This is a genomic window from Salinibacter sp. 10B (assembly GCF_002954405.1).
Taxonomy (GTDB): domain Bacteria; phylum Bacteroidota; class Rhodothermia; order Rhodothermales; family Salinibacteraceae; genus Salinibacter.
The window spans coordinates 1,883,837-1,908,552 of the sequence record NZ_MQWC01000004.1; the positions used below are offsets into that span (position 1 = coordinate 1,883,837).

Genomic DNA, 24,716 nt, shown 5'->3' on the forward strand with positions numbered 1-24,716 from the left:
ACCCCAACAGCATGGGAACGCGAAGGATCATTCCAAAAGCCGATGCTTCATCCATGACGTGCGTCTCCAGAAGGAGAGTTGTTCTCCCCTCCCGAAGGAGGCCCGGACATCGTTCAAACGCCCGCTGGCCACTCCTGAGCTGAGGACGATCCAGAATCCCGTAGGCGGAATCGATCACTGGAAGGTCCTTCTCAGCTCTCTGTCTCCCTGAGCTTTGGCAGAAGCACCGATTTCACCCACCCATAGTCTGGATTGATGTCGAGAGCCTTCTGAAAGGCCGCCCGTGCCTGCTCCGGCCGGTCGGCATTCATGTGGGCGACTCCAATCCAGGCGTACGCCTCTGCATGTCCCCAGCTGGGGTGCAAGGAATCGTTGATGGATTCCTGCCGGGCAAGCTGGGCCGCCTTCTTAAATTTGGTGAGGGCTCGTTCCTTATCACCCCCGAACATGCTGGGGGTGAAATAATCCTGTGTGCCACTGATAATCCAGACCCTCGGATTCTTCGGGGCCAATGTCTTCGCTTTCGTCATGGCGTCGTCGGACTTCGGGCCAAGGGACATGCTCTGCATGGGATGCATTCCCATCATCTGTCCGTAGCACCCTGTGAGCAGAGCCCATGCATCGGCCATCTTTGCGTCAATCGTCGTGGCCCGCTTCAAGTGGCTGATCGCATCCTTCAATACCTGCTCGCGCTGCTTCTCGTCCTCCTCAGGAAATAGGTTAAACATACGGTAGTCGGCAAGGCCCACGTAGTAGTGTGCCAAGGCTCTGCGCTCCGTGCCGCCCGTCGCTCGTTCGGCGAGGGCACGGGCTTGCCTCAACGAGTCGACCGAGCCGTTGTCGGTCGCGCTTCGGATGAGGGTTTTGGCCCGGTGCAGGAGGGAGTCGGTCACTGCCGTCGTGAGTGTGGACTCGCCGTCCGGGGCGGGTGCCACCGAGGGGCTCGATCCGCAGGCGATGAGACTAAGCAATATGAGAACCGTCGAAAAGGAGCGCGTGGTTTTCAAAACGAACGGCTTGGTCCAGAGCATGGGATGCTAGGTCTTGGATTATGGAATTATCGTTATGCGGATGCCAATTTTCGACAGGGCGACGATTGGGTTATTGGGTGGGCACGAGAGACCCGCTTGATTCCACGTCCTTGAGAAGCTCGGTACGATCGACGGCCTACCCTCGCTGGAAAACACGAGCAATCTCTTGGATGTAGCGAATGTCATTGAGCGGAGCGGACAGGCCGAGAGGAACAAGCACAAACACGACCCCAATGATGAGAAGACGATGCGCAAGCATGGCAAGATGTGGAACGAGTGCAGGAGATCGCGTCTAAAGCGTGAGCGTGAGACCGACGTACACCGACCGCCGGAAATTTGTCGTTCGCTCCCGCCGCTCTGCGTAGTCGGCGGAATACGCGAGGTCGACGACGTTCGCGCGGTCGAGAACGTTGTTGACGGCAGCGTAGAAAATGACGTGCTGTTGCCGATTGAAGGGCCAGTAGTAGCTCAGTTGCAGGTCGAGGCGCTGGTAGGACGGCAGGCGCTTGCTGCCCACCGGCCCGTCAATCGGCAGTAGTGGTCCAGACGGCTGACGCTCCGTTCCCACCACCGGCGTGAACGGCTGTCCGGTGGTATAGCGGTACGTGGCCCCGAGGCGGAGTTGGTTTACGACCCGCACCTTGCCCACCACTGTGGCCTGGTGCGTGAGGTCGAACGGCGCCGGTCCTTTCTCGAGCTGTACTGTGGCCCCTCGATCGCGAGGTTGTGTGCGGCGCGACTCCAAAAGGCTGTACGAGGCCCACCCGTTGACCCGCGTCTCCAGAAAGGCGCCGTACTTGGCGAAGAGGTCGAGGCCCTGTGCGAGGCCTGAGCCTGCATTTGCATAGCGCGACGCCCCCGTCCGCACCACGAGGTCGCGGTACGGCTTGCGGTAGGCCTCCACCCGCAATAGCCAATCCGACCGCTCGTGCCGCACTCCCATCACGTAGTGCTGCGTATGCTGAGCCCCAAGAGAAGTAGGACCGGTGTGCTCGCTGTACGTGCTGAGCTCAGGAAACTGGTGGTAGAGGCCCCATGCCGCTCGCAGGTGGGTGTGCGGGGCAACCCGCCAGGAGAGCCCTCCGCGTGGATCCACAACGGGCCGTCCTGCCCGACTGTGAACATCAGTGCGGAGCCCGACCCGAGCAGTAAGAACAGGCAACAGGTTGGACTCAACTTCTGCATACCCGCCGGCTCGGGTGGCTGGAAGTCCCGTATTCACCGTACGGGTGGGCGCGTCCGGTGCGACGGCTGCCGGATTGGTCGGGAAGGTGCCGTCGAAGCGGTAGTGCCGCCGCTCCACAGTGCCGCCAACCCGAAGGGTCCAATCGTCGGTGCTCCGCGTTGCATCCATTCGGAGCGTACCGGATTGGTCGGTGGGCGTCACGTTGAGTGCCCCGAATCGTTTTTCCGACGAGTACGTGCTCCAGGAAGCACTCGTCTCCAGAGTCCACGGCCTTGCCCGTGTCCTCCACTGCAGATTGTAGAGCTGGTTCGTTGACGATCCGCGGTAGAGTCCTTCGTACGCCCCCTGCACCGTTTCCACCCCCACGCGGCTGTGACGGGCAAAGGCAAAGAGCTTGAGTTGTCCGGTCTCCCCATAATCCCAGGTGAGGCCCAGGTTGCCGTCCATGCCCTGCGGCACCGTGACAAAGTCGCTATGCCGCCCGTTCACGCGAAAGAGAAGACCGGTAAACGAACGGTTGCCGGACACCCGCAGGCCGAGTTCGTCCTCAATCAACGGTTGATCGAATGAGAGCGATGCGGCGGCAAGGCCGAGATTCACGTATCGGCGCGATTGCTGGGGACGATCCTTCGACTCCATTGCCAGGACGCCGGAGAGGGCGTTTCCATACTGCGCGGAGAACCCCCCCGTGGAAAACTGCGTGCCATCGACGAGAAAGGGACGCACGGCCCCAAACGTCCCTCCGGCGGGCGACTCGTAGCGATAGGGATGGTGAACCGTCGCCTGGTCGAGCAGCGTCTTGGTCTCTGTCACGTCGCCGCCCCGTACAAAGAGCCCGGCCCCATCCCCTGGCGAGGCCACGCCCGGAAACGACTGCAAAGCTCGAAACAGATCCCCATTCGCTCCCGGCGTGGTCACGGCCTCCGTCGGTCCCAGGGTTGCTGTTTCTCCCGGCCCTGTTGAGTAGGCTTCGCCCGTAACGACTGCCTCATCGAGCTTGACGTGAGTCAAGCCAAGAACAAACGATACACGCACGGTATCCCCAGAGGTGAGGCGACTCGTGCGCGTCTCCGCCTCGTAGCCGACCGCCGATGCTTGAAGCTCAACCCGACCCCTACGACGGGTCTCAAAGCGAAATCGCCCCTGCTCGTCGGTGGCCGCCCCATCCGTCGTGCCCACAATCCGAACGTTGGCGTAGGGAATGCCCGTGCCCTCCGGTGTTTGCACCTGTCCCTGTACGAAAGCCGGTTGGGCAACAGCCGAAGAGAAAACGCCCCCGAACGGGAGAAGACCGAACAGAATGAGGGTGAGCATTCGTGCAACCATGGCGAGGAGGATGGGCGTGATCAGCCAAATATGCATCCTCGCCTATTTGCGCGGGGGTGGTCCGTTCGGGGGGAATCGACGAGTCGTGTAGACTGTCGGCGACTCGTCGTCCGTGACGGTCAATGCTACCGGGACGGACTGCTCGCCTTCAATTGAGAGGACCCGTTGACGAGTTCTGAGTTGATGAGAACCTGTTTCGTGGAGGGCCGCAGACTGCGTGAGTCCGACAGAAAAGCGCCGGTCACCTCCCCCTAGTGGATTGTTACAGGTCATTTGTTTATCCCAAGCGATCTCAAAATTCCCTTGGCAGGTCGCTCCGAGCATAGCAATCTGAGATTACCAAAGTCGAGCCCCCTCTCGGAAGCCAGCGGCTCCGTCAGGGATCTTTCTCGACGATGGACATCTGAGAACGGGCTGTGCTACAGTGCAAAGTATGTGCGGTGCTCCGAAAGTAAGCTTCTTCGAAGAAAAAAACCGCACCTTCGTCGCTCTAGGAAACCTGAGATGTCCAACCTTGACTGAGAGCCGATCTGACGGTAGCCCAATCTCCCTCATTCGGCTGGATGGGCTCTGGCAATCTAGATTGCCTAAAGCGAGTTTGGACATCTAGATGCTGGGAATCTCAGATTCCCTGGAGCGACGACGGTGGCCGTTTCTAGAGGCTTAAAGCGGCTACACATTCAATCCACATGTAGCACAAGGCGTTCTGAGATATGCCAAGCACTCGTCCACCGTACCCAAAAGAACAGGACTTACGCAAAACGGGCACGTCTGCCCAGCGCTGGACGCCTTGCTTACATCATGCATCAGGATCTAGTAGGCAGACAGGCTCTACCTCAACCTTGGGTCTCTTGAGCCGTGTTGTTCTGAGAATCGTTCGCCGCCGACGCCAATTCGGAGGGATCGAGTGAGGGATTGGCCGAATCCGGAATGAAGGGCTGGGTCTCGGGAACGTTTCCGCTATAGTCAGCTCCGGCCTGAATCTCAAGGGTCTCGGCTTCGAGGGTCGCGTGAACCTCTGCGGAGGGAGATAGAACGAGCATCTCGGTAGCGATCACGTGCCCCTCCATGTATCCCGCCACCCGAACGGTCTGGGCGTTAATCGTACCGTGAACCTCCGCGCCCTCGGCTATGACGACACGCCGATCGGTGGTGATGTCTCCCTGGACGTGCCCCTCAATCCGAATGTTTACGTCAGCAAAATCGAGGGTGCCCTCAATGTTGGCACCTCTACTGATGAGCGAGGTAGAAACGTCCGTTTCACCAGAGGGGGATTCCGTGTCTTTATCGGAGGAGGAAAACAGGCTTATGGTAAGCATTGCAGTAAGAGGGAAGTACTATCGTGGGGCTAGTGACGTGTCCTGTGCCATCGAGAATCCCATCCGGCAATCCCACCAGAGCATCGTATCAAGCGAAGTGGAGAGCCAGTAGCGAGGCACGGAAACTGCCCGTCCCAAGCTCCCGGTTTCTGATCTGTCTCATTTTGGGGCAGGATTGGTACTTACACGGCCATAGAGAGGGAAGGTTACGTAGATCCACGTACACCCTCGCCCTCATAGGCTTGCTACAGACACTGGCAAAGGCAATTGCTAAACCAGCCGAAGAGCCGAGCCACACCCGAGCCAGCATCCACGAAGCTTCGGAACGGGCCACGGGGAATTCTGAACGTCCTTCCCTGAGCCCTTTCCGCGTCGACTGCGCGGTAGGGAGTCAAAAAAGCCGCGAGTAGGAAAGGATATCGCGAGATCGCCATTCCCAACGGTCATCCACCAAACAGATGCTGTGGGGGTGCCCCACGGGACGAACCAACAGCTCCCGAAGATTGGAGCCAAAAAGAAAAGCCGATCCGCTGGGAAGCAGACCGGCCTTCGTAGCCTGAAATGTCAGGCGGTAGTTACGCAACAGTTTCCGCCTTTTCCTCGGGGATCGGCATGGCCTCAAAGCGCACGCCGCGGTCCCCCGGATAGGGCTCGTGATGATCGTGCTGATTCCGCCAGATCTCCTCCGGAATGCCTTCCGGAAACGCCTCGCAGACCGCTTCGTCATCGCGGTTGCGATCAAGATGCTGGCAGGATTTGCACATCGGTTCGATATCGTGGGCCATGGCTGCCGCTCCCTGAGTTGTTCGTGGATCTATCGACAAACGTCACGAGGCTATACCTGAGAGGCGAAATCTAGGATCCGCTATCATTGATATTTAGAGGCAGTCTAAATCCGCCGACGACAGTCCGACGCCGGTGTCAAACGCCCTTCTGAGCCGACATACCCTCCGATCTCGCCCAAATTTTCACGGAGATGCATTGCGATATTCGGTTCGGGCGTTTATTTAGATTCCGTCTAAACGACCAACACGTTCAGTCCCGTTTCGCTTATGCACCTGGAGGAGTTCAAGAAGGAAGCCCCCGTCGACTTTTCCGTCTGCGACCGTCCGGGTCAGGACTGCTACAAGTACTGTCTTCGCGGCAAGGGATGTACGCTCGGCGTGCTGTTTGAAACGTCGACGTGCGTGTGCTTCGAGTGGTTGGAGGAGAACGGGCAGGCGGTGGAGTACCGCCCGGAGATTCGCTACAAGGCATGGTCCAAACGCAAGGTTGCAGAGCTCGTAGCCAGCGGATGGTGGGAACCGACCCCCACCGACGAGGCGCAGGTGGCGTAGCGCCTTTCAACTTTGCCCTCCGCACTTCTCACTCGAAAAATTGCCCGTGGAACCCGAACGGGATGGCGTGTGGCACGGTCGCTCGCGCCCGCTCAGCAAATGTAGCGGCGTCGAGCACGAGCAAGAAGGAATGGTCGTCGGCCGGGTCGAGCACGACAGACAGGAGTACACCATCGTCCTCGGCTGTCGCGTCCGGACGCGGCACGAACACCGGCTCCCCAGGATAGGTGCCGCCGGCGTGCCACGTCTGCGCCTCCTCACTCTCCACGTCGATCTTGACGAGCTGGTCGGCAAAGTTTCCTTCGTGCCGCGTCCCAATGCCGTAGACGATATTGTACGGCTGAGCGCGAGCCGATGCTTCATGCAACCGCGGAAGCTCGAGGGTCTCCTCACTCAACACGTGCGAGGGCGCTCTCCCGCCCTCCAGCGGTAGCTGATATCGGCGCAGTGAACCGGTCCCGGGCGACGGCTTCTCGCCTCGGAGATTGTCGAGGTACAATTCGTCAATGATGGACGCGTCCGGGTAGGTGACGATGTCGCAGGCAATTTCGCCGTCCTGCTCGAAAGCGTTGACGTGGTGAAAGGCGAACGCCGCATCCGCGGTACAGGTGGCCACCTCGGCCCCGTCCGCCTTCCGAAGAATCCGAAACCGCGTCCCACGTTCAGGCATCCACTCGAAGTTCTCAATGAACGGCTGCCCGCGCAAAAGCAGGTCCAACGGATCGACCACGAGCGGCCACTCGCTCAGGATCACGTACTGCTCCGTCATCCCGAAGCTGTGCATGTAGCTGGGCCGGGCTACGTCCAATGACGCTCGCACGGTGCGCTTTGCACGATCGGACGGAAGGCTGCAAATCTGGTACTCGGACTGCCGGCCAAACGCGGTTTGGTACGTAAAGATGGTGCCCGTGTCCGGTTCGACGTGCGGATGCGCCGTCGTCATCTGGGCGTCCACGTCATCGTCGTAGTCGACCACTCCCACCGTGTTCAGCGTCTCCGGATCAAAGGCCACCGGAAGAGGCGTCTCGGTCATCGCCACGTACTGGTCGTCGAGGCGCGCAACGTTGATGCTGGCATTGTCGGTGGGGGTGGGATTGAAGACGCTCATCACCCGTCCAAAGAGGGACCTGCAGGGATCGGTGGCGAACTCCGACCGCACGATCTCGCCCGCCGCCAGCGCCTCCGTCCGGCTCTTCGTCTCCAAGAAGCGGTTGCGGTAGCTCACCGTGCCGTTGTCCATCCGGAAAGCGTGCAGCATTGCATGCCCGTCGAACCAGTGGCGGTAGTCCTGATCGCCCACCGAAAACTGTGCGGGCCCGTTGCGGATGAGCGTGCCCGACAGCCAGTCCGGCCAGTCGCCGTCGACCGGCAGTTCGGGCTCGTGTATCTCCCGGGTCAGATCGTCGAATCCCTGGCGGTAGTCGGTCATAGCGCAGTGCTTCGGTAGCAGAAGGGGGGTCGACTCCGTACAATAACGCCCCCGAACAGTGGACTGCTCCTTTCGAACACGTTCAAGGGTGAACGTTCCACCGTTTTTACCGCCAAACGAATGGTGTAAACAGTCTGGATGCTCCTACTGCTCACCGGACACACCGCCCGGGCTACCCCAAAAGCTGACAGGTGACCCGCGTGCCCTCCCCAGGCCGCGACGCAATGTCGAGCTGGGCGTGGAGCAGATCCGCCCGGTACCGCATCGTCCGCAGGCCCCAGCCCATGGTCCCCTCCTCATCCAGGACGAATCCGATGCCGTCGTCCTCCACCGACAGGGCATACCCCTCCGTCTCTCGGGACGCCCGAATGACGACGGTGTCGGCCTCCGCATATTTGAGAGCATTGGAGACTGCCTCTTTCACGATCCAGTAGAGGTGGGCAAGGGCCTCCACGTCCCAGTCGGACAACACGGCGTCAAGATCAACGCCCTGATGCTCAAATCGGACCTCCGAACACCGGGACACTAGATTCTCCAGGGCCACCATGAGGCTTCCCTCTGACAGGTCGACGGGGCTCAGTCCATGCGTGAGGTCCCGCAGGTCGTCGTACGCGCGCCCGATGCCCGCTCGAACCTCTCGAAGACGCTCCGCCAGATTCTCATCTTGGACGTCTCGGTCCAACACGTTGTCGAGCAGCATGCCCGCACTGATGAGATCCGACCCCACCGAGTCGTGGAGGTCCCGCCCGATCCGTCGGCGCTCCTCTTCCTGGGCCCGAAGAACCTCCCGCTCCAATCGCCGCTTGTCGGTCACGTCCCGCTGAATGGAGACCCAGTACGCAATCGATCCATCATTGTCGTGGACGGGAGCAATGCTCCAGTGATTGACGTAGGGCGTGCCGTCCTTGCGGTAGTTGGTGGCCTCACCCTCGAAGCGCTCCCCCGCCGCCAGCCGCTCCCGTAGCCGACGAAGCACCTGCGGCTCGGTCTCGGGACCTTGCAACAGTCGCGGCGTCTGCCCCACAGCCTCCTCACGGTCGTAGCCGGTGATCTCGGTAAAGGCGGGGTTCACCCACAACATCCGCGGTCCCGGCGGGTCTAGACGCGCCTCGGTGACCACAATGGCCTCAGACGCATCCTCGACGGCTTTCAGAAGAATTGGCAGAAGACGTGCCTGCGGCGGCCCCGACTCGGGAATCGTAGGGTCAGTCGAAGAAAACAGCTCAAATGCGCCGTTGTCCCTGGCAGTGGCACTCATGGTGCACGCCTCGAAAGAGGCCCTCCTGGCTACGGAAAACCATTCACAATTCCTTTACCTAAAACCAGGGGAGGGCGAAAAGTTCTACTGCTCTGACGGAGCTCGGCCCCGATTTTTCCGTTCGATCCAAAAACAGGACGAGGACGGGAGATGTGGATCACCCTTGGAGCTTGTCTTTCATCTCCGACAGCTTCATCAGCGCCTCGACGGGCGTGATGCGGTTCGGGTCGATCTCGCCGAGCATCTCCTTGATCTCCTCCGCCACCGGGTCCGGCTGGGCGAAGAGGTGCATCTGGTTGGCCTGACTGTCCTCCAGGTCCGGCACCGCGTCGGCGTCGCCCTTTTTGGCTCGCATGCCGTTCTCAGAGGGGTCAGTTCCATCGCCCGAGGATTGGCCTGCGTCTTCCTCGCCCGTCTCGCCGTCGCCCACCTCCAGGTGCTGGCTCTCCAAGTTATGGAGCACCTCGTGTGCCCGGGCGATCACGGCGTCCGGCAGGCCCGCCATGCGCGCCACCTCGATGCCGTAGGAGTGGTCGGCCCCGCCGCGAATCAGCTTGCGCAGGAAGACGATCTCGCCCTCGTGCTCGCTCACCTGGATGCGGTAGTTGTGCACCCGCTCCAGGCGGTCGGCCATCGCGTTGAGCTCGTGGTAGTGCGTAGCGAAGAGGGTGCGCGCCGCCACCTCGGGCCGCTCGTGCAGATACTCGACGATGGCCCACGCGATGGAGAGGCCGTCGAACGTGGAGGTGCCGCGGCCCACCTCGTCGAAGAGGATGAGGGAGCGCGCCGTGGCGTTGTTAAGAATGTTGGCGGCCTCGTTCATCTCCACGAGGAACGTGCTCTCGCCCGCCGCGAGGTTGTCGGACGCGCCCACGCGAGTGAAGATGCGGTCGACCACGCCGATGTGCGCGGCGTCGGCCGGGACGAAGCTGCCCACCTGCGCGAGCAGCGTGATGAGGCCCACTTGCCGCAGCGCCACGCTCTTCCCCGCCATGTTGGGCCCGGTGATGATGAGGATCTGCTCGTCGTCGGGATTGACGTACGTGTCGTTCGGGATGAAGGGGTCGCCCGGTGGCAGCGTCTCCTCCACAACGGGGTGGCGCCCCTCCTCAATGTCGAGGGTGAGGCTGTCGTCCACCTCGGGGCGCACGTAGTCCTGCCGCTCGGCTACCGCCGCGAGGCCCGCAAAGCAGTCGAGGTGCGCCAGGAGCTCGGCGTTCTGCTGCAACTGGCCCGTCTGCTGGGCAATCATGTCCCGCAACTCGTTGAAGAGCTCCAGTTCCAGCGTCTCGATTTTTTCCTCCGCCGTCAGGATCTTCTCCTCCATTTCCTTCAGCTCCGGCGTCACGTAGCGCTCGGAGTTGACGAGCGTCTGCTTGCGGATGTAGTCGTCGGGCACCTTGTCGGCGTGCGTGTCGGTGACCTCCAGGTAGTAGCCGAAGACCTTGTTGAAGCCGACCTTGAGCGACGGAATGTCGGTGCGCTCGCTCTCCTCCTTTTCCAGATTGGCCACCCAGTCCTTCCCCTCCTGCGCAATGGTGCGCAGCTCATCCAACTCCTCAGAGTAGCCGTCGCGGATGAGGCCGCCCTCGCTGATCTTTGCGGGGGGATCGTCGACGAGGGCGCTCTGGATCTGGTCCACGACGTCCGGACACGGGCTCAACTCCTCCTCGATCGCATCGAGGGCGTCGGACTCTGCGTCGGCCAGCCGCTCCTTGACGTTGGGCAGGCGGCGCAGCGTGTGCTTGATGGCAATGAGGTCGCTGGGGGAGGCGCGGCCCGTGGCCACCTTTCCGGCCAGGCGCTCCAGGTCGCCCATCTGCCCCAACTCCTCGCGAATGTCGTCGCGCAGGTGCCGGTCGTCCACGAACGCCTCCACGGCGTCGAGACGGTGCTGAATACGGTCCACCTCGCGGAGCGGGCGCACGAGCCAGGCGCGCAGCCGCCGCCCGCCCATCGGCGTCTCGGTGTCGTCGAGGATGTTGACGAGCGTGCCCTCGTGCCCGTCGTCCTGGATGGACTGCACGAGCTCCAGGTTGCGCTTCGTCTCGGGGTCGAGCGCGATGTGCTCCTCCTCCGAGTAGCGCTTGATCTTGCGGACGTGCGGCAGCTTGCCCTTCTGCGTCTCGCCGAGGTAGTAGAGCGCCGCCCCCGCAGCGATTACGCCGAGGTCCATGTCGTCCACCCCGAAGCCCTTCAGCGAGTGCGTTTCGAAGTGCTCCAGCAGCGTCTGGTAGGCAAAGTCGTACTTGAAGACCCAGTCCTCCTGCTCGGTCACCGTAAACGGCACCTCACGCAGGTGCTGCTGCAGGCGGTCTGTGCGGCGCTTGTCGAGGATGACCTCGGACGGCGCGACCGTCTGAATGAGGTCCGGCAGCTGCTCGATCCCGGCCTGGGTGACGCTAAACTCGCCGGTCGTGGCGTCGATGAACGCGAAGCCGATCTCCCCCTTGTCGCGCCCGGTGCCGAAGTGCACGGCGGCCAGGAAATTGGACTGCTTCGGGTTCAGGAGCTGGTCGTGAAATGAGACGCCCGGCGTCACGACCTCCACCACGTCGCGGTCCACCACCTTGCCGCTCGAGTCGTCGGCATCCTCCGTCTGCTCGCAGATGGCCACGCGGAGGCCCGAGCGGATGAGCTTGGGCAGGTGGCTGTCGACGGCGTGGTGGGGAAAGCCCGCCATCGGCACGTCGTCGGCTTCGCCGTTGTTGCGCTCGGTGAGCGTGATGCCGAGGAGGCGGCTCACCGTTTTCGCGTCCTCGTCGAACGTCTCGTAGAAGTCGCCCATGCGAAACAGCAGGATCGCCTTGGGGTGGCGCTCCTTGATCGCGTAGTACTGCCGCATGAGGGGCGTGCGCCCCTTGTTGGCCGTCGAAGAATCGGTGTCGGTCTGCGGGGGAGCCATGCAGAACTGGAAGGTCGCGCGTGAAGACAATCGGTCGGGCATTTAACGTATCGGACGCCGGGGCCAGTTACAATGCGCAGCCGCGAGAATGCCACGCGAACGCATGTTAAAATTCGACCCTGTGCGACGAGTGCTCGCTGACCCTCAGCCGGTTTCTTTCCCAAAAAGGTAGAAAAAAGATCAGGAGCAGCCTCCTCCGAGCCGTGAGCCCGCACTGTCTCTACGCAAAAGGGGCTGTTGACACCCGGCGCTCCCGGGAGGACTCGCCACGCATCACCGACGTGCCTGATGCCGCAGTTCCAGAAGATGCTGCAACAAGGCGTTCTTTTTGGCCCGTAACACGGCGTCCACGTTCTCACGTTCAGCCACGGCCCGGTAGAGGTCGGTGTCACGCAGAGCCTCGATGGCCGTCTCCAGGCTCGACACGGCCCGCCGCAACTCGTCTCGTTCGCGGCGCTGTGATCGACGATCCTCGGCCGCCTCTTCCGGAAAGCCCCACTGCTCCAGCGCCGCAGCAATGGCCTGTACAGCCTCGGCGTGCCCGGCCTTGTACGCCGATTCGAGGGCCTGAAAGGTGGCCGCGGCCTGCGCCCGATACGCGTCGGGCACCGCATCCGGATGGCACCGCTTGCTGGCCTGTCGGTAGCGGCGCTTGAGCGTGTCGTGGGATGCCGACCCGACCGTTCTCCGCTCCTCTTGAAATGACTCGTAGGCGCGCTGGGCGTCGTGGTAGGCGTTCCGGTGCTTTGCGCTCCGCATGTGACGCTGCGCGGCCCGCCGCAGGTGCTCCACGCGAAGCCGGAGAACTTTCTCCTCTAGCGGAGCGACCTCTTCCTGATACTGGACGTGTGCCGCATGCAGTTGCCGTTCGAGCTCGGCCTTCTCCCGCTGCCGCTCCGCCAGCCGATGCTGCAAGTCCGTCCGCTGCGCACTCACGTCAATACTGGTGTATGATCTGTGGTACGATTTCTGTTTATAATGCGTTGTGGATCGGACGTTAGAAGGGTGGGGATAGCGGAATGGGCGCCCTTCTCTTGGAACGGAGGCTGGATCCTCTCCGCCTCCGCCCCTACGGGCGAACGCGTCCCGCTCTCGCCCTTCACGTTCTGAATCGAAAGCACAATGTTCAGGGCATGCCGTCCATTGCCCGTGTCCTCCTTGTCCGATCCCTGCTATCATTAAAACCAGTACCGAGAGTTGGAAGATCCAACCTTGGGCGGGTTCGAGCTTACAAGCTTGACCCGTTCCCCCTCCGACCTTCATCTGTTTTCTTCGCAGTCTCTGTTCCTCCATGTACGACAAAATCCTCATTCCCGTCGACCTCTCCTCCACCAATGAAGCCGTCTTCTCGACCGTCCGCGATCTGGGCGACCCCGATCGAACCGATATTATTCTCCTGCACGTCATCGAGACGCTGCAAGACGACGAGCCCGGCGAGATGGACGACTTCTACGAGGAACTGCGTGAAGAGGCCGACGCGAAAATGAAGGACTGGGCCGCTATGATCGCCGAGGACGGCTTTGAGGTGCAGGCGGCCATCACGTACGGTGAGCGCGGCCCTGAAATCACTCGCGCGGCCGACGAAAACGAGGTGGACCTCATCGTCCAGCGCTCGCACAAAGTGAGCCGGGAGGACGCCGAAACCGCCGTGGGCACCGTGAGCCATCAGGTCGCCATCTTTGCGCCGTGCTCTGTGCTGCTGGTTCGTGAGGAGAACAACTAGTTTCGAGTCCCGAACGCCACCGTTGATTGTGCATCTTGCCTCGGACCCTCGGAGAAAATGGCGCGAGATGGAACCAACGGTCATTCCAGAGGGCCTCTCGCCGCAGCCGCTCTCGCTGCTCTAGACCAACCCCGTACACACGACTCCTCGCCTGGGGCGCCGGGCCGTCGTCTGGGAACGGCAGTCCTTCAAAGCAGACGAATGGCCCTCGCCCCTTGAGGACTCTATCAAGCCAGGGTTTTCCACCCCGCCACGATGTCCGTCACCGACTGTACGGTGGCGCCATACACATTCTTGAGGTAGTCAAGTCCTTCCTCGTGCTCCTTTTTCGTAAAGGCGTCGCACCCGTCGGCCACCGCCACGAGGTGGTACCCACGAACGAACGCGTCGGCCGCGGTATGGCGACAGCACATGTGGGTGTGGAGGCCGGTCAGGTAAAGCGTGTCGATGGTTAGGCTCCGAAGAAGTTGGTCGAGCCCCGTGTCGTAGAAGGCCGAGTAGGTACGCTTCTCGAGTACAAAATCGCTCGGACCGGGCGGGAGCTCCGGAATAATCTCGGCCCCCTCCGTCCCCTTCATCGCATGTTCGCCCCACAGGCCAACTTCGACGTCGGGGGCGAGGTGGGCGTCGCTGACGTAGATGACCGGAACGTCAGCGGCGCGGGCCTCGTCGAGCAAGGTTTTGAGAGACGGGATGATGCGCTGGGCGCGCTCACATTCCAGAACACCCGTGACAAAATCGTTCACCATGTCGATGACGAGGACGGCTTCAGAAGGCATGGGGAAAAGGGACAAGGTGAAAAAAGAAGGGGAAGCCTCTTCTACCCCGACTCGGAATTCTCGGCCCCTATTGCCCAGCGAAGTTTCGATGGATTTGCCGTCCGACCGATTGACATAGAGTGCGTCTATGAAGTCGGTCGGTGGGGAATGCCCCCTGATGATCCCGATCGGGACCCGCGAAAAATCACGAATTTGCCCCCCCTCTCCGAGGGCGCTTCTTTCTGTTCGTAGAACCCCCCGACGGACCCAGCCTTGAAGGTCATAGACGGACTCTTAGGCCGGCTGCTGCGTCGTCTCTGCCGTCGTCCCGTTCTCCTGCTCCTGAATCCGCGTGAGCGAGGCCTCCAGCGCATCCGTCGTAATGATCTGCCCCGTCCCGGGCTCCACCTGCCCAAATTCCAGCACGCCGGTCGGGCAGCTCTGCACGCAGGCCGAGCACCGCACACACTCCGGATCCTCCATCGGCTTGCCCTGCTGGGCAAAGTCCATCACGTCGATGCCCTGATGGCAGACGCTCGTACACACGTTGCAGGAGATGCACTTCTTCTTGTCGGCCAGGATGCGGAAGCGGCTGAAGCGGTGGTAGATGTGCATGATGGCCGCCAGTGGGCAGAAGAAGCGGCACCAGAAGCGGCCGCTGAGCCAGAAGTAGACGCCGTACCCCACCATGCCGGCCAGCACCACGTCGACCACCCAGCTGTAGTTCAGCTCCAGCCCGAGCCACTCGCCCCGCAGTCCCACCTGGTACATCGCCTCCATCCAACTGCCGGGCCAGATCCACCCGCCGACGCGGAGGAAGAGCAAGACAAACGCTAGAACCATGATGACCTGCCCGGCCAAGTTGAGCTTATTCCAGCCCTCGCCGTGCGGCATCTTGTCGCGGTGCTGGTCGCCCAGCGTCTCGGCCAGCGCCCCGCAGGAGCAGATCCAGCCGCAGTACGCCCCTTTGCCCCAGAAGTAGATCATGCCGGGGATGAGGACGAACGTCTGCACGAAGCAGATGGCGAGCCACCACCAGAGCGGATCCGACGTAAAGACGTTCCAGATGAAGAGGGGCCACGCCAAGATGAAGCCGTAGGCCCGCCAGTATTGCCGTCCATGCGCTGCGTACTCGCTGGTGGGGAAAAGCGCGTCCAGAAAACCGACCGGAAGCAGTCCGTTCTTGGCGAGCCACGGCAGGATCACCTCCGGCAGGATGAAGAGCGGCAGCACCTGAACCGTCATCAGGGTGAGGGTCTGCACCCGAATGTAGGGCGTCTTGCGTCGCCGGATGCGTTTGATGCCGAAAATGACGACAATAGCCGAATAGACGAAGGTGTAGTAGAACCCGGGATTCTGCATGGAGGTGAGAATCACGTCGCCCAGACCAGCCCCGTCCGCCTCCGGATTCCAGCCGAACGGAAAGATCCCGGCCGAGTCCGCGAGGCGCCCTACCCAGCCGCCATCCTTCCAGCTGTAGACGGCACACATGAAGAGGAAGAACGCCGCGAACGCACCAATGCGATCCCAGCGCAGGTCCGTGAGCCAGCCGAGCCCGCTCATTGCCTCTTCGAGCGAGTCGGGCACATCGCCCCAATCGTTGCGGAGCGTAATGCCGGAGCGGCGGAAGAAGTCGAGCGGCGCCTCCCGCCCAATCATGGCAAAGACCTCGTCGGCCTCGACCGCCGTCTGCCCCGTCTCCGTGGAGAGCCGCACGCTCTCGTCCCGGATCTCCTCCACGTCCGTCGGCATCATGAGCGTGAGCTGCCCATCTCCCTCCGGATTCTCGGCCAACGCGTGGACCCGATCGACATTCTCCGGTTTTGGCCGCACGAACTCGTCGCGCCGATAGGAGAGCGTCACGTTCGCCCCCGCTTCCGTTAGCGAAATTGCAGCTTCCGTGGCCGAGTCCCCTCCGCCGATGACGACCACGTCGTCCCCTTTGCAGCGGGTGGGGTCGTAGAGGCGGTGGTGGACGTGGTCTTTGTCTTCTCCCGGCACGTCAAGGCTCCGGAAGTTGCCGCTGCGCCCGATGGCCACGATCACATTCTGCGCCCGGATCCGCTCTCCCTCCGTCGTTGCGACGTCGAGTCCATCCGCCGCTTCATCGATCCGGTGGGCCTCCGCGTGCCGCACCGGAATATCGTCGGTCTGCCCCTCCAGTTCGTCCACGAGCGCCTCTTTCACCGTCGCACTCACCTGCAGGTCCCCCGCCGGTGTCATGTCGTTCGGATACGTGTAGATCGGCTTCTCCTTCTGAAAATCCTTAATCGTGGCAAAGCGCCGCCGCGCCTCCAGCACGCAGAAGGAGAGACCCTGAGTGCGCGCCTCGCGGGCCGCCGCCATGCCTGCCGCACCGGCCCCTAGGATGACAACATCGTACGGCCCTTGCTCGTCCTCAGGCTCCACAGAGGCTTCCATTTGGGCTACGATGTCGTGCACGGCCCGCGCCCCGCCGTCGACCGAGAACTTGAGCAGGGGCACCCCGGCCAGATCGCCCACCACGTACACACCGTCCACATTCGTTCGGAAGTGGTCGTCCACCCGCGGCAGATTCTCCACCTCGCCGGCCGGCCACTGGAGGTGGAGCCAGTTCGCATATCGCTTGAGCAGAGAAACCATCACGTTCACAAGAGTTAGCCAGAATACGACCCTACGCTTATCGCCTCTCTCCTCGGCCCCCGTCGCCCTCCGAACGCCCCCGACACAACCCCGATCCATCGTCCCAAGATTCGTCGTCAACTTCGTCCGGAACGTTACGCACGCCCCGAGCCTTTCAGCACGGGTGCAATCGACGTCTCTCCCGCCCCGCTCAGCTGCTTCGCCTAAGCCCCCTGCAGCATGATTTACGGCATCACCGGCAACCCCACGAAAGATGAGCTCTGGGATCCCGTGGCAGAGGTTGTGGCGTGGTTCCAGGACCGGGGACACGACTTCTGGATCCATGCGCCCATTGCGGAGGGATTACGGACCCGCGGCCTCATCTCGCCCGCCGTGGAAACAGAGCACAGTGTAGCCGACATCGTACAGGCCGGCGACCTCGTCCTCTCCTTCGGCGGCGATGGCACGCTCCTCCGGGCCGCCCACCTCACCGGTCCCAACGACACGCCCCTGCTCGGCGTCAACATCGGCCGCCTCGGGTTTCTGGCCGACATCGAGGTCGAACAGCTCCACGAGGCGCTCGAATCGATCGTGGCCGGAGAGTACACCGTGGAGGAGCGGATGGTGCTAGAGGCCCAAGCCAATTCCGACGCGCCCTTTGACACGGAGTGGGCCGTCAACGAGTTCGTGGTGGATCGCAGTGGCGCCGCGGGGCTCATCAAGATCGAGGTGGAAGTGGACGGTACGCCCCTCAACACCTACTGGGCCGACGGCCTCATCATGGCCACCCCCACCGGCTCCACGGCCTACTCGCTGTCGACCGGCGGGCCCATCATCGCCCCTGGCGTCGAGGCCGTGATTCTCACGCCCATCGCCCCGCACACCCTCACGGTGCGGCCCATCGTCCTCCCCGCCGATTCCACCCTCACGTGCCGCGTGGTCGACGACAACGATCAACCCTACGTCTTTGCGGCGGACGGACGGAGCACGATGTTTAAAGAGCACGGCCTGCAGTTTACCGTCCAGCGGGCCCCTCATACCGTAAATCTCGTGAAGCTTCCCGACCAGCACTTTTTCAAGACCCTCCGGTCGAAACTGATGTGGGGCGTGCGCCGTTCGGACGCACCGGAATGATGGGCAGCGAGCCGTGAATGGGCCGTTAAGGTTCGGCTGGCTCGTTGACGCCTCCTTCCGCAACGCCTACATTCGACTATTGCGCTGCCGGGTTGCCGGCAGAGACGAGGGGCCAGGTAGCTCAGGTGGTAGAGCAACGGCCTGAAAAGCCGTGTGTCGACGGTTCGAATCCGTCCCTGGCCACACCCCTCTTTCCCGTCTGCGCCCCTGAGGCGTAGACGGTTTTTTATTTTTCTGCCTCGCTTTCGTCTCGCAGGCATCGACTCCAGAGGTCCCGCGTCCTCTCACGCAGGTCGTCCCACGTCGAATCCGCTCCGTCCGCCCTCGGCTCCACAGGGCTTAAAGGCTGTTTTGATTTTCAACCGTCGTGAAAACGGAGAGGCGTTTTCAGCCGCCTGTGTGCGGAACCCTACGAGACGTGCGTCCGGCTGGCGTCCTCGTACAGGTCCCGCCACGTCGGATTGTGATCGCGGATCAACTCCAGCTTCCACTCGCGTTTCCAGGCCTTGAGTTGCTTTTCGCGGCGAAAGGCCTTCTCGATGTCATCGAAGCGTTCGAGGTGGACGAGGCGGTGTACATCGTACTCGTCAACAAATTCCGAGCCCTCACCGGTGCGGTGCTGGTGGATGCGCTTCACAATATCGCTGGTGACGCCGATGTACAGCGTGCCGTTCGGCTTGCTGGCCAGAATGTACACGAAGCCGCTCTTGGAGTTGGACATGAAAGCAAGGTATCATCGAGAGCTGAACCGTGCATCTCAATGACACATCCGCTCCGGTGGGCATAACGTTGGTCCAGAGGAAAAACCCAAACCACTGATGTATGTCCCACCGGCAAGAAATGCGCTACACGTTTGTCGTCCCAAACTTGATTTGGGACCCATCCATCTGAGGGGAGGGGCCAAACCGTACTGATGGATAGGCACCAAATCAAGTTTGGTGCGACGGGGTGCTGGGTGGCAGTGGGATCTGCCAGTCTGCCTCCGTCGTGCTCCCTCCCCCTTTTCCCACGGGCTTACGTCGCGTACGTCCCGGCCACGTGCCTGAGGAGAGCAAACTCTCCAGCGCGGCCAGCGTCTCTGGCGGGCGTGCACAACTGCACTCTGCAATTGCCTTTCCAGCGAGCACCGTCTCTACGGTCGTTATGCACGGTCGCCTGGTCCTGCACGTCGGCCCGGCGGGCTCTATGGAAGTGCTGAGCGACCTGTTCGACGGTGAGCGGCTCGTCCGCGTGGGTCATGCCCATCTCTGATGAGCTCGCTCGCACCGCCTGGGCGCGGGTCTCACCGATTCGTAAATCTGCAGGAATCTGACTCTTCGCAAGTTGGGGACCGTGCAACGTCGCAGCCGAGACCGTTGGGGAGGACCTCTTCACGAATCGGTAAGGTCCGAGGACCAGTCGAGGGGGACAGAGTGTTTTAAAAAAACGAACGACCAGCGGATGACTCGGGCGACTTTACAATTCCTCCTCCAGGAGCCTATTGAAGTTGTTCAATGTCTCGGGATCATTTACCTCCTGGGGATTCAACCCGGCCTTCCGCTCGATTGTATCGACCAAATCCTCGACAGCCGGCATTGGAGGAATTACAATCTCGCCGTCGTCTGTGCCGATAATCTGAATCCAGTACGAATTTGGCTCTTCGTCAATTCGAACATCGCTTTTTTCCAGGGGCGGGTCTCCATGCAAAATCCGCACGTGATGATCCTTCCACACCGACTCATAGACTGGAACTGAGCGAACTTGGTTTTCTGCTCTCTCCCGATCAGCCGGTTCCCACTCGATTCGTTCTTTCTTCGTCAATTGGTTCAAGTTCAGAACGATATCGAGCTGCTTTTGTGACGTTGGGTATTTGCTCGTGAGTTTCATACCTGCTCCGCCTTCTGTTCAAGAATCAGATTATTGATCTGATTGATCACTGCCTGAACTCGCGCGTAGATATCGTCGGCTTCTTCTACGATCGCCCGGTCCCATTTTCTCCACAGCGTCCCCCAGAGGAAAGCCACGGGTAGCCACGTTGACCAATCAAGGTGCTTCGATAAGCTTCCCAATGTTGAACGGCAACCTCTCAAAACAGTTTTTCGCTCCTTTTCGGACAGGTCTTCGTACCTGTTAATTTTGCTCCCGTAATCTTCAAGCTCAGCGACAAGATCGGGACCGCGAAGAAGAAGTAGATATCGTCGTCGCGTACGCAACTGCGTTACGGCTGCCCAAACTGTGATGAGAAAACCCAGCACCGACCCGACGTTCGCGTAGAATGGAAGCTTTGTAAGGAGATCGGCGAGATCCATTACAGCAAGCGAGTCGAATCAGTGTTCTCGTAGAGCCAGGATCGTCCCCGAAGAGACCGGTGCTATTCACCAGACACATTTCTACCGCGCTCTGTAACGTCACTGACAGACTTCAGTCGGAAGAGTTAGGCCGAGTCAGGAGTGTGGTATCATTTACGTCGCGTACGCCCCATCGTCGGTGGCCTCCACGTGCCCCAGCGCCGCCAGCGTCTCCAGCAGGTCCTGCACGTCGCTCCGGCGGGCTCTATGGAAGTGTTGGGCGACCTGTTCGGTGGTGAGGGGCTCGTCGGCGTGCGTCATGACGGCGCGGACGGCCTGGGCGCGGGTTTTGAGGTCGCCCGGCCAGTCGAGGGGCTCGGCGGGGGCGCCGTCTCCTCCGATTTGCACGTCGAGTTCGAGCTCGGCCTGCGTCTCGACGGTCTCGGGCGCCTGGTACTCCGGACGCAGATAGCGGACGTGGCCCTCTTCTTCCTCGGCCCGCCGCTCCGCATTCAGGTCGACGAGGTTCTGTAGAATCTCTTCCTCCGGCAGGCCGGGGGCCCAGCCGTAGGCGCGGGCCACGGCGGCATCGAGTTCGTCGTGCAGTTCTTTGAGGACGCCGACCAGCCCCTTCTCGTGGATCTCGCGCTCCTCCTCGTCTAAATCCTCACCCCGGCGCTCCTTTTTCAGCACGTTGTAGAGGGCGGTCATCGTCAGGTCGTCGTTATGCTCCAGGCGCTCTTTTCGGTGCCGGTCCAGCTGTGCGCCCAGCTCGCGGATCGTGGCCGTCTGGTCTTCGGTTGCGGTCGGGAAGGGAAAGGGATCGAAGCACTGAGTCGCAAAATAGCGTGGATCATTCCCCACTCCCATTGACCTTCCTGCTGCCAGAGCCCAAGTAACGTGAATACGACTTGAGAGCACACCGAGGTAATAGGCATCGTCCAATGCAACTACTACCACGTTGCTTTCAGTTCGAATGCCATCGTCGATAAATTGAAACACCCTGTGCTTCGAAGTTCGGGTTGTCCCAATAAATCGATCAAGGCCATTTAAAGCGTCGCGTAGCTTCTCCCCAGAGCGTCGAAATAGCCACCAGTTCTTCGCGGTTCGATCTTCTCTGTTCGTTTTCCTCTCCGGCTTCACATGATCGAGAACGTGCTGGTAGGCTTCCGGAGGATGTCCAGCGCTCGATAAAAGCGTCGACGGGCGGGGCGCTCATGCGCGGACGTGCGGATCGTACGAAATGCTGTAGAGGGGTGGTAAAACGTAGGGATGCGCATCGGCAAAATCATCCCCCCGGCGGGCTCCCCCACGCCGGACTGAGGTGCACCACAGTGCACCCTCCTCATGCGTCGAAAGAAATGCGCGCGTTCGCCTCCGGCACTGCTGCAAAAACGCCCCTATGCGCATGCGGGGCATCTGATTTTGAGGTATGCTCTGCCCAAGTCCCTCCGGAGCGCGCACGTGCGTGCCTTGGCAGTGGACTATTCAACTCTCACGCGTCCTTCTCATCCTGTTCCCTTTTCCCATGACTCGCTTTTTCAGCATCGCCTCGGCTCCGTTCCGCTTCCTGCTGCTCGTCGTCCTCGCCGGATCCCTTACCGGCTGCTTTTCATCCGGGGCCTTCTTTTCCGGACACCTGACGGACGTTCAACTTCAAAATGACAACTACGAAATCGTCGCGACGAACGTCGAGGGCACAGCGACCGCGGGGTACCTCCTCGGCATCAGCGGCGGCCTCGGGCCGTCGACCACGGCTGTAGCCGTCGCAAAAGTCAGCGGCGATGATTCACTCTACAAAACCGCCCTCGAAAACCTGTGGGCGAATGTTGAGACCCAGACCGAGAACGCCGAGGGACGCTCGCTGGCCCTGATCAACGTCCGGTACGACGTCAGTGCCCTCAATTTGATCGTCTATACGCAACCGACCGTCACGGTGCGAGCCGACGTGGTGGAGTTCATCGAGTGACATCGCCCCATCGCCGAAAGGGCCCAATTGCTCAGTTTGAGTAACGCTCCTGGACTGCCTTTCATTCATCCGCGAGCGTGGTTATCTACATACTGATGTTTGACACACGTACGAAACGTGTGTCCGCCCGGAGATTCGTCGTCGATCCAGCACCTGTGGGCCCATCGTCACCGCCTCTTTTGAACCGATCCTTCCACTCGATGCTCGGACACCTCCAACGCCAAAAATCGCACCACTACTTCGACCTGATCGACCACGACGAGGACGGTTTTATTGAGGAAGAAGATTTTGAAATCCAGGCGGAACGTCTGGCCGACACGCGGGACCTTTCGGACGAGAACCGGGAGGTACTGCGGGCCCAGATGCTCGGCTGGTGGAACCAGCTCTCCGCCACCGCCGACGTGAACGACGACGGCCGTGTGAGCCGACAGGAGTGGGATCGGTTCTGGGAGGCCATCCAAGCCTCCGTCGAAGAGGGCACGGAGGAGGAACAGGCCCAGATGATCGAAAGTCTGGAGCAAGCGGCAACGGTGACGTTTCACACCATCGACACCACAGGCAACGGCGAAGTGACGGAAGAGGAGTATACCGAATGGCTCGACGCGTGGGGCGCCGACGGCAGCGATGAGGCCTTCGACCGTCTTGACCGCAACGATGACGGCCACCTGACGGAGGAGGATCTCGTGGAGGCGACGAAGGAGTTTTATCTCTCCAACGACGCAGACGCGCCGGGCAATTCGCTCTACGGCTTGATGCAGTAGATGAGCGGCCTCCCGGCGGGCAGCGTCTCGCCGACGTCCCCCTTGATGCGTCTATCCCACGGGCATGGACGGCCCCCCTTCCAGGGTGTCCGTCTGCTCCTTTTGTAGTCGAAGCAGATCGAGTTGAACCTGATACCGCTCAAGTGGGGAGCCGGCGTCGGCCGCGTCTCCGCGTTCTCCCCCCACCACGTCGCCGCAGACCAGCTCGATGGCGCGCGCCGCAAACACGGACGGCGGGAGGCCAAGCCGACGGGCGGCGTGCTGAAGCTGATCGGCTACCGAGCGGGGGATGTGCACGGGCACCCGGTCCGCATTGGCGTTCGGCGCTTCCTCGTTTTGTGCGGCGTGTTCGATGTTGTCTTCTGCTCGCCCGTCCCGTTGGTGCTCGCCCTGCTGGGCTCCCGGTCCGGCCGTCTCTGCTGGAAGTTCCTCCCCATCGCTGGACGTCGCAGGAGGCCTGGACGAATCGGAGGCGCACGTCGTCTCCTCTGCCTCCGGATGAAAAAGCGTCCCTCCCAATCTCCCCGGGCTGTCGTCCCCTTGGGACGAGGCATTCGGGCGCGTGTCCTTCGACTCTTTGGGCGGTCGTTCAGCCCGCGGGCCGGGACGGGTCGGGATTTCGGAGCGTGCATCCGCGTCCTCCGGAAGCGTGCCGCTCGGAAGATGTCGGCTCAACTCCCGATCGGAAGGAGCTGCGGTCCCGTCCGGACGGGCCTCCGTGGAGCCCTCAGCCTGAAGACTCGGATTCGGATGAACAAATCCCTCTGCCCTTTCCGCATTCGAGTTGGTCTTCTTTTCCCCCTGCGGTCCATTGGTCCCTCCAGGCAGGAACAGAGACCGGGCCGCCTTCTGAAGGCGACCGAAGAAAAATCCAAGCGCATCCATTGCCTCGCAGATACGGGCCGTTCCCGTCTCCGGATGCTCACTCAATGCGGCCCAGAAATCTCCTATTCGCTCTCGGGAAATGCTCCCCGGAGCGGTCTTCAGACACCATCCGGCGAAGAGAAAAATCCACTGCTGATAGCGGTCAAGGACTCGGGACGGAATCCCATGCTCCCGACCGGTCGAACGGATCGCAGCCGTGACTCGATCGAGGTCCCGCTCGGTCGGACGTTCAAGAAAAGTCGGGGTACTTCTAGGGGCATCGCTCGTAGACATGACATGGGGAAAGGACGATGCGCAGAAAAGAACGTAGGCATTTCTACGTACTTAATACCTGCTAGAAGCATACCAGGATGCCAAACCACTTTCTTTGCTTCACGTAATCGTTGTATTCTTCCGTCCCTTTCGCCCGTCGTTTCATTTTATCGTAAGAGAGATCTCTTATGCCGAATGCACTTGCCGGATTTATACCGAAGACCTCCAGTGAAAGGCACGGCGGTGCAATACGCCCCCCTCTCGTATCGTCGGCGCCGTCACGGAGGGCACCAGAAGCGCCGTTGGACTGTGCCGTTACGAGATTAAGAGACTGTTTTGATTTCACACGATGACAGTTCAGGCAGAGCGCGACGACTGCAGATCGTCGGGATCCAACAGGAGCTCCTTCTGAGCAACGGACGGCCCTCCAATTCCTGCGAAATATCTCGTCGATTCTCAACCCGATCAAAAATCAAAACAGTCTCTAAGAGCAGGACCGACATGCCGTGACACTGGATCGGTCGTTTTCTACAAAGGTCAATATCCTCTGTGTAGCGTCGTTGGAGTCCAACGAC

General features: G+C 61.2%; 21 protein-coding genes and 1 tRNA gene. 6 read left to right on the forward strand and 16 right to left on the reverse strand.

What is annotated here, in order from left to right:
- Window positions 1-191: 191 nt before the first annotated feature.
- The 5 genes from BSZ35_RS07950 to BSZ35_RS07965 form a co-directional block, all read right to left on the reverse strand.
- On the reverse strand, window positions 192-1,031 hold the full coding sequence (locus BSZ35_RS07950) for a tetratricopeptide repeat protein (RefSeq protein ID WP_105011935.1): 840 nt from the start codon (window positions 1,029-1,031) through the stop codon (window positions 192-194).
- 136 nt (window positions 1,032-1,167) lie between these two features.
- Window positions 1,168-1,290 (reverse strand): hypothetical protein, encoded by a 123-nt coding sequence (locus BSZ35_RS19845; RefSeq protein ID WP_258096143.1) that lies wholly within the window; start codon window positions 1,288-1,290, stop codon window positions 1,168-1,170.
- A 33-nt stretch (window positions 1,291-1,323) separates the two neighbouring features.
- A complete protein-coding gene (locus BSZ35_RS07955; protein WP_258096144.1) occupies window positions 1,324-3,579 on the reverse strand; it encodes a TonB-dependent receptor in 2,256 nt (751 codons plus the stop codon).
- An 800-nt stretch (window positions 3,580-4,379) separates the two neighbouring features.
- Complete coding sequence (locus BSZ35_RS07960; protein ID WP_105011936.1) at window positions 4,380-4,862, reverse strand: polymer-forming cytoskeletal protein; 483 nt, start codon at window positions 4,860-4,862, stop codon at window positions 4,380-4,382.
- 575 nt (window positions 4,863-5,437) lie between these two features.
- A complete protein-coding gene (locus tag BSZ35_RS07965) occupies window positions 5,438-5,647 on the reverse strand; it encodes a hypothetical protein (protein ID WP_105011937.1) in 210 nt (69 codons plus the stop codon).
- A gap of 267 nt (window positions 5,648-5,914) precedes the next feature.
- Here BSZ35_RS07965 and BSZ35_RS07970 point away from each other — a divergent pair, with 267 nt between their 5' ends.
- A complete protein-coding gene (locus tag BSZ35_RS07970; RefSeq protein WP_105011938.1) occupies window positions 5,915-6,199 on the forward strand; it encodes a hypothetical protein in 285 nt (94 codons plus the stop codon).
- A 28-nt stretch (window positions 6,200-6,227) separates the two neighbouring features.
- Here BSZ35_RS07970 and BSZ35_RS07975 read toward each other — a convergent pair whose 3' ends face one another.
- The 4 genes from BSZ35_RS07975 to BSZ35_RS07990 all read right to left on the reverse strand — a co-directional run bounded on the left by BSZ35_RS07975 (window position 6,228) and on the right by BSZ35_RS07990 (window position 12,727).
- Window positions 6,228-7,628, reverse strand: a complete 1,401-nt coding sequence (locus BSZ35_RS07975; protein ID WP_105011939.1) for a carotenoid oxygenase family protein — start codon at window positions 7,626-7,628, stop codon at window positions 6,228-6,230.
- Window positions 7,629-7,800: 172 nt separating this feature from the next.
- Window positions 7,801-8,886: a sensor histidine kinase gene (locus BSZ35_RS07980; RefSeq protein WP_105011940.1), complete on the reverse strand. Its 1,086-nt coding sequence runs from the start codon at window positions 8,884-8,886 to the stop codon at window positions 7,801-7,803.
- Window positions 8,887-9,043: 157 nt separating this feature from the next.
- Complete coding sequence (mutS, locus tag BSZ35_RS07985; RefSeq protein WP_105011941.1) at window positions 9,044-11,791, reverse strand: DNA mismatch repair protein MutS; 2,748 nt, start codon at window positions 11,789-11,791, stop codon at window positions 9,044-9,046.
- Between the two features lie 273 nt (window positions 11,792-12,064).
- Window positions 12,065-12,727, reverse strand: a complete 663-nt coding sequence (locus tag BSZ35_RS07990; protein WP_105011942.1) for a J domain-containing protein — start codon at window positions 12,725-12,727, stop codon at window positions 12,065-12,067.
- A 355-nt stretch (window positions 12,728-13,082) separates the two neighbouring features.
- Between BSZ35_RS07990 and BSZ35_RS07995 the strand changes: the two genes are divergently transcribed.
- Window positions 13,083-13,514: a universal stress protein gene (locus BSZ35_RS07995; RefSeq protein WP_105011943.1), complete on the forward strand. Its 432-nt coding sequence runs from the start codon at window positions 13,083-13,085 to the stop codon at window positions 13,512-13,514.
- Window positions 13,515-13,741: 227 nt separating this feature from the next.
- On the opposite strand, the gene BSZ35_RS08000 is transcribed toward BSZ35_RS07995, so the two are convergent.
- Both BSZ35_RS08000 and BSZ35_RS08005 read right to left on the reverse strand, forming a co-directional pair.
- Window positions 13,742-14,293 (reverse strand): isochorismatase family cysteine hydrolase, encoded by a 552-nt coding sequence (locus BSZ35_RS08000; RefSeq protein ID WP_105011944.1) that lies wholly within the window; start codon window positions 14,291-14,293, stop codon window positions 13,742-13,744.
- A 273-nt stretch (window positions 14,294-14,566) separates the two neighbouring features.
- Window positions 14,567-16,894 carry an NAD(P)-binding domain-containing protein gene (locus tag BSZ35_RS08005; protein WP_258096146.1) on the reverse strand — a complete coding sequence of 776 codons (2,328 nt, stop codon included), beginning with the start codon at window positions 16,892-16,894 and terminating at the stop codon, window positions 14,567-14,569.
- Window positions 16,895-17,113: 219 nt separating this feature from the next.
- Here BSZ35_RS08005 and BSZ35_RS08010 point away from each other — a divergent pair, with 219 nt between their 5' ends.
- Window positions 17,114-18,007, forward strand: a complete 894-nt coding sequence (locus BSZ35_RS08010; RefSeq protein WP_105011946.1) for an NAD(+)/NADH kinase — start codon at window positions 17,114-17,116, stop codon at window positions 18,005-18,007.
- A gap of 110 nt (window positions 18,008-18,117) precedes the next feature.
- Window positions 18,118-18,190: transfer RNA gene (locus BSZ35_RS08015), tRNA-Phe, on the forward strand.
- A 226-nt stretch (window positions 18,191-18,416) separates the two neighbouring features.
- On the opposite strand, the gene BSZ35_RS08020 is transcribed toward BSZ35_RS08015, so the two are convergent.
- The 4 genes from BSZ35_RS08020 to BSZ35_RS08040 all read right to left on the reverse strand — a co-directional run bounded on the left by BSZ35_RS08020 (window position 18,417) and on the right by BSZ35_RS08040 (window position 21,138).
- A complete protein-coding gene (locus BSZ35_RS08020; protein WP_105011947.1) occupies window positions 18,417-18,728 on the reverse strand; it encodes a GIY-YIG nuclease family protein in 312 nt (103 codons plus the stop codon).
- A gap of 734 nt (window positions 18,729-19,462) precedes the next feature.
- A complete protein-coding gene (locus BSZ35_RS08030; protein WP_105011949.1) occupies window positions 19,463-19,873 on the reverse strand; it encodes a hypothetical protein in 411 nt (136 codons plus the stop codon).
- The gene (locus BSZ35_RS08035; protein ID WP_105011950.1) at window positions 19,870-20,295 is read right to left on the reverse strand and encodes a hypothetical protein; all 426 of its coding nucleotides are present in this window, start codon (window positions 20,293-20,295) and stop codon (window positions 19,870-19,872) included. Before BSZ35_RS08035 ends, BSZ35_RS08030 begins: the two co-directional genes overlap by 4 nt.
- Before the next feature lie 153 nt (window positions 20,296-20,448).
- On the reverse strand, window positions 20,449-21,138 hold the full coding sequence (locus BSZ35_RS08040; protein WP_146110034.1) for a hypothetical protein: 690 nt from the start codon (window positions 21,136-21,138) through the stop codon (window positions 20,449-20,451).
- Window positions 21,139-21,802: 664 nt separating this feature from the next.
- Between BSZ35_RS08040 and BSZ35_RS08045 the strand changes: the two genes are divergently transcribed.
- Both BSZ35_RS08045 and BSZ35_RS08050 read left to right on the forward strand, forming a co-directional pair.
- Window positions 21,803-22,243, forward strand: a complete 441-nt coding sequence (locus BSZ35_RS08045) for a DUF6567 family protein (RefSeq protein WP_219846611.1) — start codon at window positions 21,803-21,805, stop codon at window positions 22,241-22,243.
- 179 nt (window positions 22,244-22,422) lie between these two features.
- Window positions 22,423-23,004, forward strand: a complete 582-nt coding sequence (locus BSZ35_RS08050) for an EF-hand domain-containing protein (protein ID WP_219846612.1) — start codon at window positions 22,423-22,425, stop codon at window positions 23,002-23,004.
- Window positions 23,005-23,055: 51 nt separating this feature from the next.
- On the opposite strand, the gene BSZ35_RS08055 is transcribed toward BSZ35_RS08050, so the two are convergent.
- Window positions 23,056-24,162, reverse strand: coding sequence for a hypothetical protein (locus BSZ35_RS08055; protein ID WP_105011953.1), 1,107 nt, complete (start codon window positions 24,160-24,162; stop codon window positions 23,056-23,058).
- Between the last annotated feature and the right edge of the window lie 554 nt (window positions 24,163-24,716).

What these genes read in the sequence shown, in the direction of transcription:
- BSZ35_RS07970 (WP_105011938.1), top strand. Translation starts at nt 5,915, where the DNA reads ATGCACCTGGAGGAGTTCAAGAAGGAAGCCCCCGTCGACTTTTCCGTC.
- BSZ35_RS08020 (WP_105011947.1), bottom strand. Translation starts at nt 18,728, where the DNA reads ATGTCCAACTCCAAGAGCGGCTTCGTGTACATTCTGGCCAGCAAGCCG.
- BSZ35_RS07950 (WP_105011935.1), bottom strand. Translation starts at nt 1,031, where the DNA reads ATGCTCTGGACCAAGCCGTTCGTTTTGAAAACCACGCGCTCCTTTTCG.
- BSZ35_RS08045 (WP_219846611.1), top strand. Translation starts at nt 21,803, where the DNA reads ATGACTCGCTTTTTCAGCATCGCCTCGGCTCCGTTCCGCTTCCTGCTG.
- BSZ35_RS08055 (WP_105011953.1), bottom strand. Translation starts at nt 24,162, where the DNA reads ATGTCTACGAGCGATGCCCCTAGAAGTACCCCGACTTTTCTTGAACGT.
- BSZ35_RS08010 (WP_105011946.1), top strand. Translation starts at nt 17,114, where the DNA reads ATGATTTACGGCATCACCGGCAACCCCACGAAAGATGAGCTCTGGGAT.
- BSZ35_RS07980 (WP_105011940.1), bottom strand. Translation starts at nt 8,886, where the DNA reads ATGAGTGCCACTGCCAGGGACAACGGCGCATTTGAGCTGTTTTCTTCG.
- BSZ35_RS19845 (WP_258096143.1), bottom strand. Translation starts at nt 1,290, where the DNA reads ATGCTTGCGCATCGTCTTCTCATCATTGGGGTCGTGTTTGTGCTTGTT.
- BSZ35_RS08035 (WP_105011950.1), bottom strand. Translation starts at nt 20,295, where the DNA reads ATGGATCTCGCCGATCTCCTTACAAAGCTTCCATTCTACGCGAACGTC.
- BSZ35_RS07960 (WP_105011936.1), bottom strand. Translation starts at nt 4,862, where the DNA reads ATGCTTACCATAAGCCTGTTTTCCTCCTCCGATAAAGACACGGAATCC.
- mutS (WP_105011941.1), bottom strand. Translation starts at nt 11,791, where the DNA reads ATGGCTCCCCCGCAGACCGACACCGATTCTTCGACGGCCAACAAGGGG.
- BSZ35_RS08000 (WP_105011944.1), bottom strand. Translation starts at nt 14,293, where the DNA reads ATGCCTTCTGAAGCCGTCCTCGTCATCGACATGGTGAACGATTTTGTC.
- BSZ35_RS07955 (WP_258096144.1), bottom strand. Translation starts at nt 3,579, where the DNA reads ATGCATATTTGGCTGATCACGCCCATCCTCCTCGCCATGGTTGCACGA.
- BSZ35_RS08030 (WP_105011949.1), bottom strand. Translation starts at nt 19,873, where the DNA reads ATGAAACTCACGAGCAAATACCCAACGTCACAAAAGCAGCTCGATATC.
- BSZ35_RS08005 (WP_258096146.1), bottom strand. Translation starts at nt 16,894, where the DNA reads ATGGTTTCTCTGCTCAAGCGATATGCGAACTGGCTCCACCTCCAGTGG.
- BSZ35_RS07975 (WP_105011939.1), bottom strand. Translation starts at nt 7,628, where the DNA reads ATGACCGACTACCGCCAGGGATTCGACGATCTGACCCGGGAGATACAC.
- BSZ35_RS07965 (WP_105011937.1), bottom strand. Translation starts at nt 5,647, where the DNA reads ATGGCCCACGATATCGAACCGATGTGCAAATCCTGCCAGCATCTTGAT.
- BSZ35_RS07995 (WP_105011943.1), top strand. Translation starts at nt 13,083, where the DNA reads ATGTACGACAAAATCCTCATTCCCGTCGACCTCTCCTCCACCAATGAA.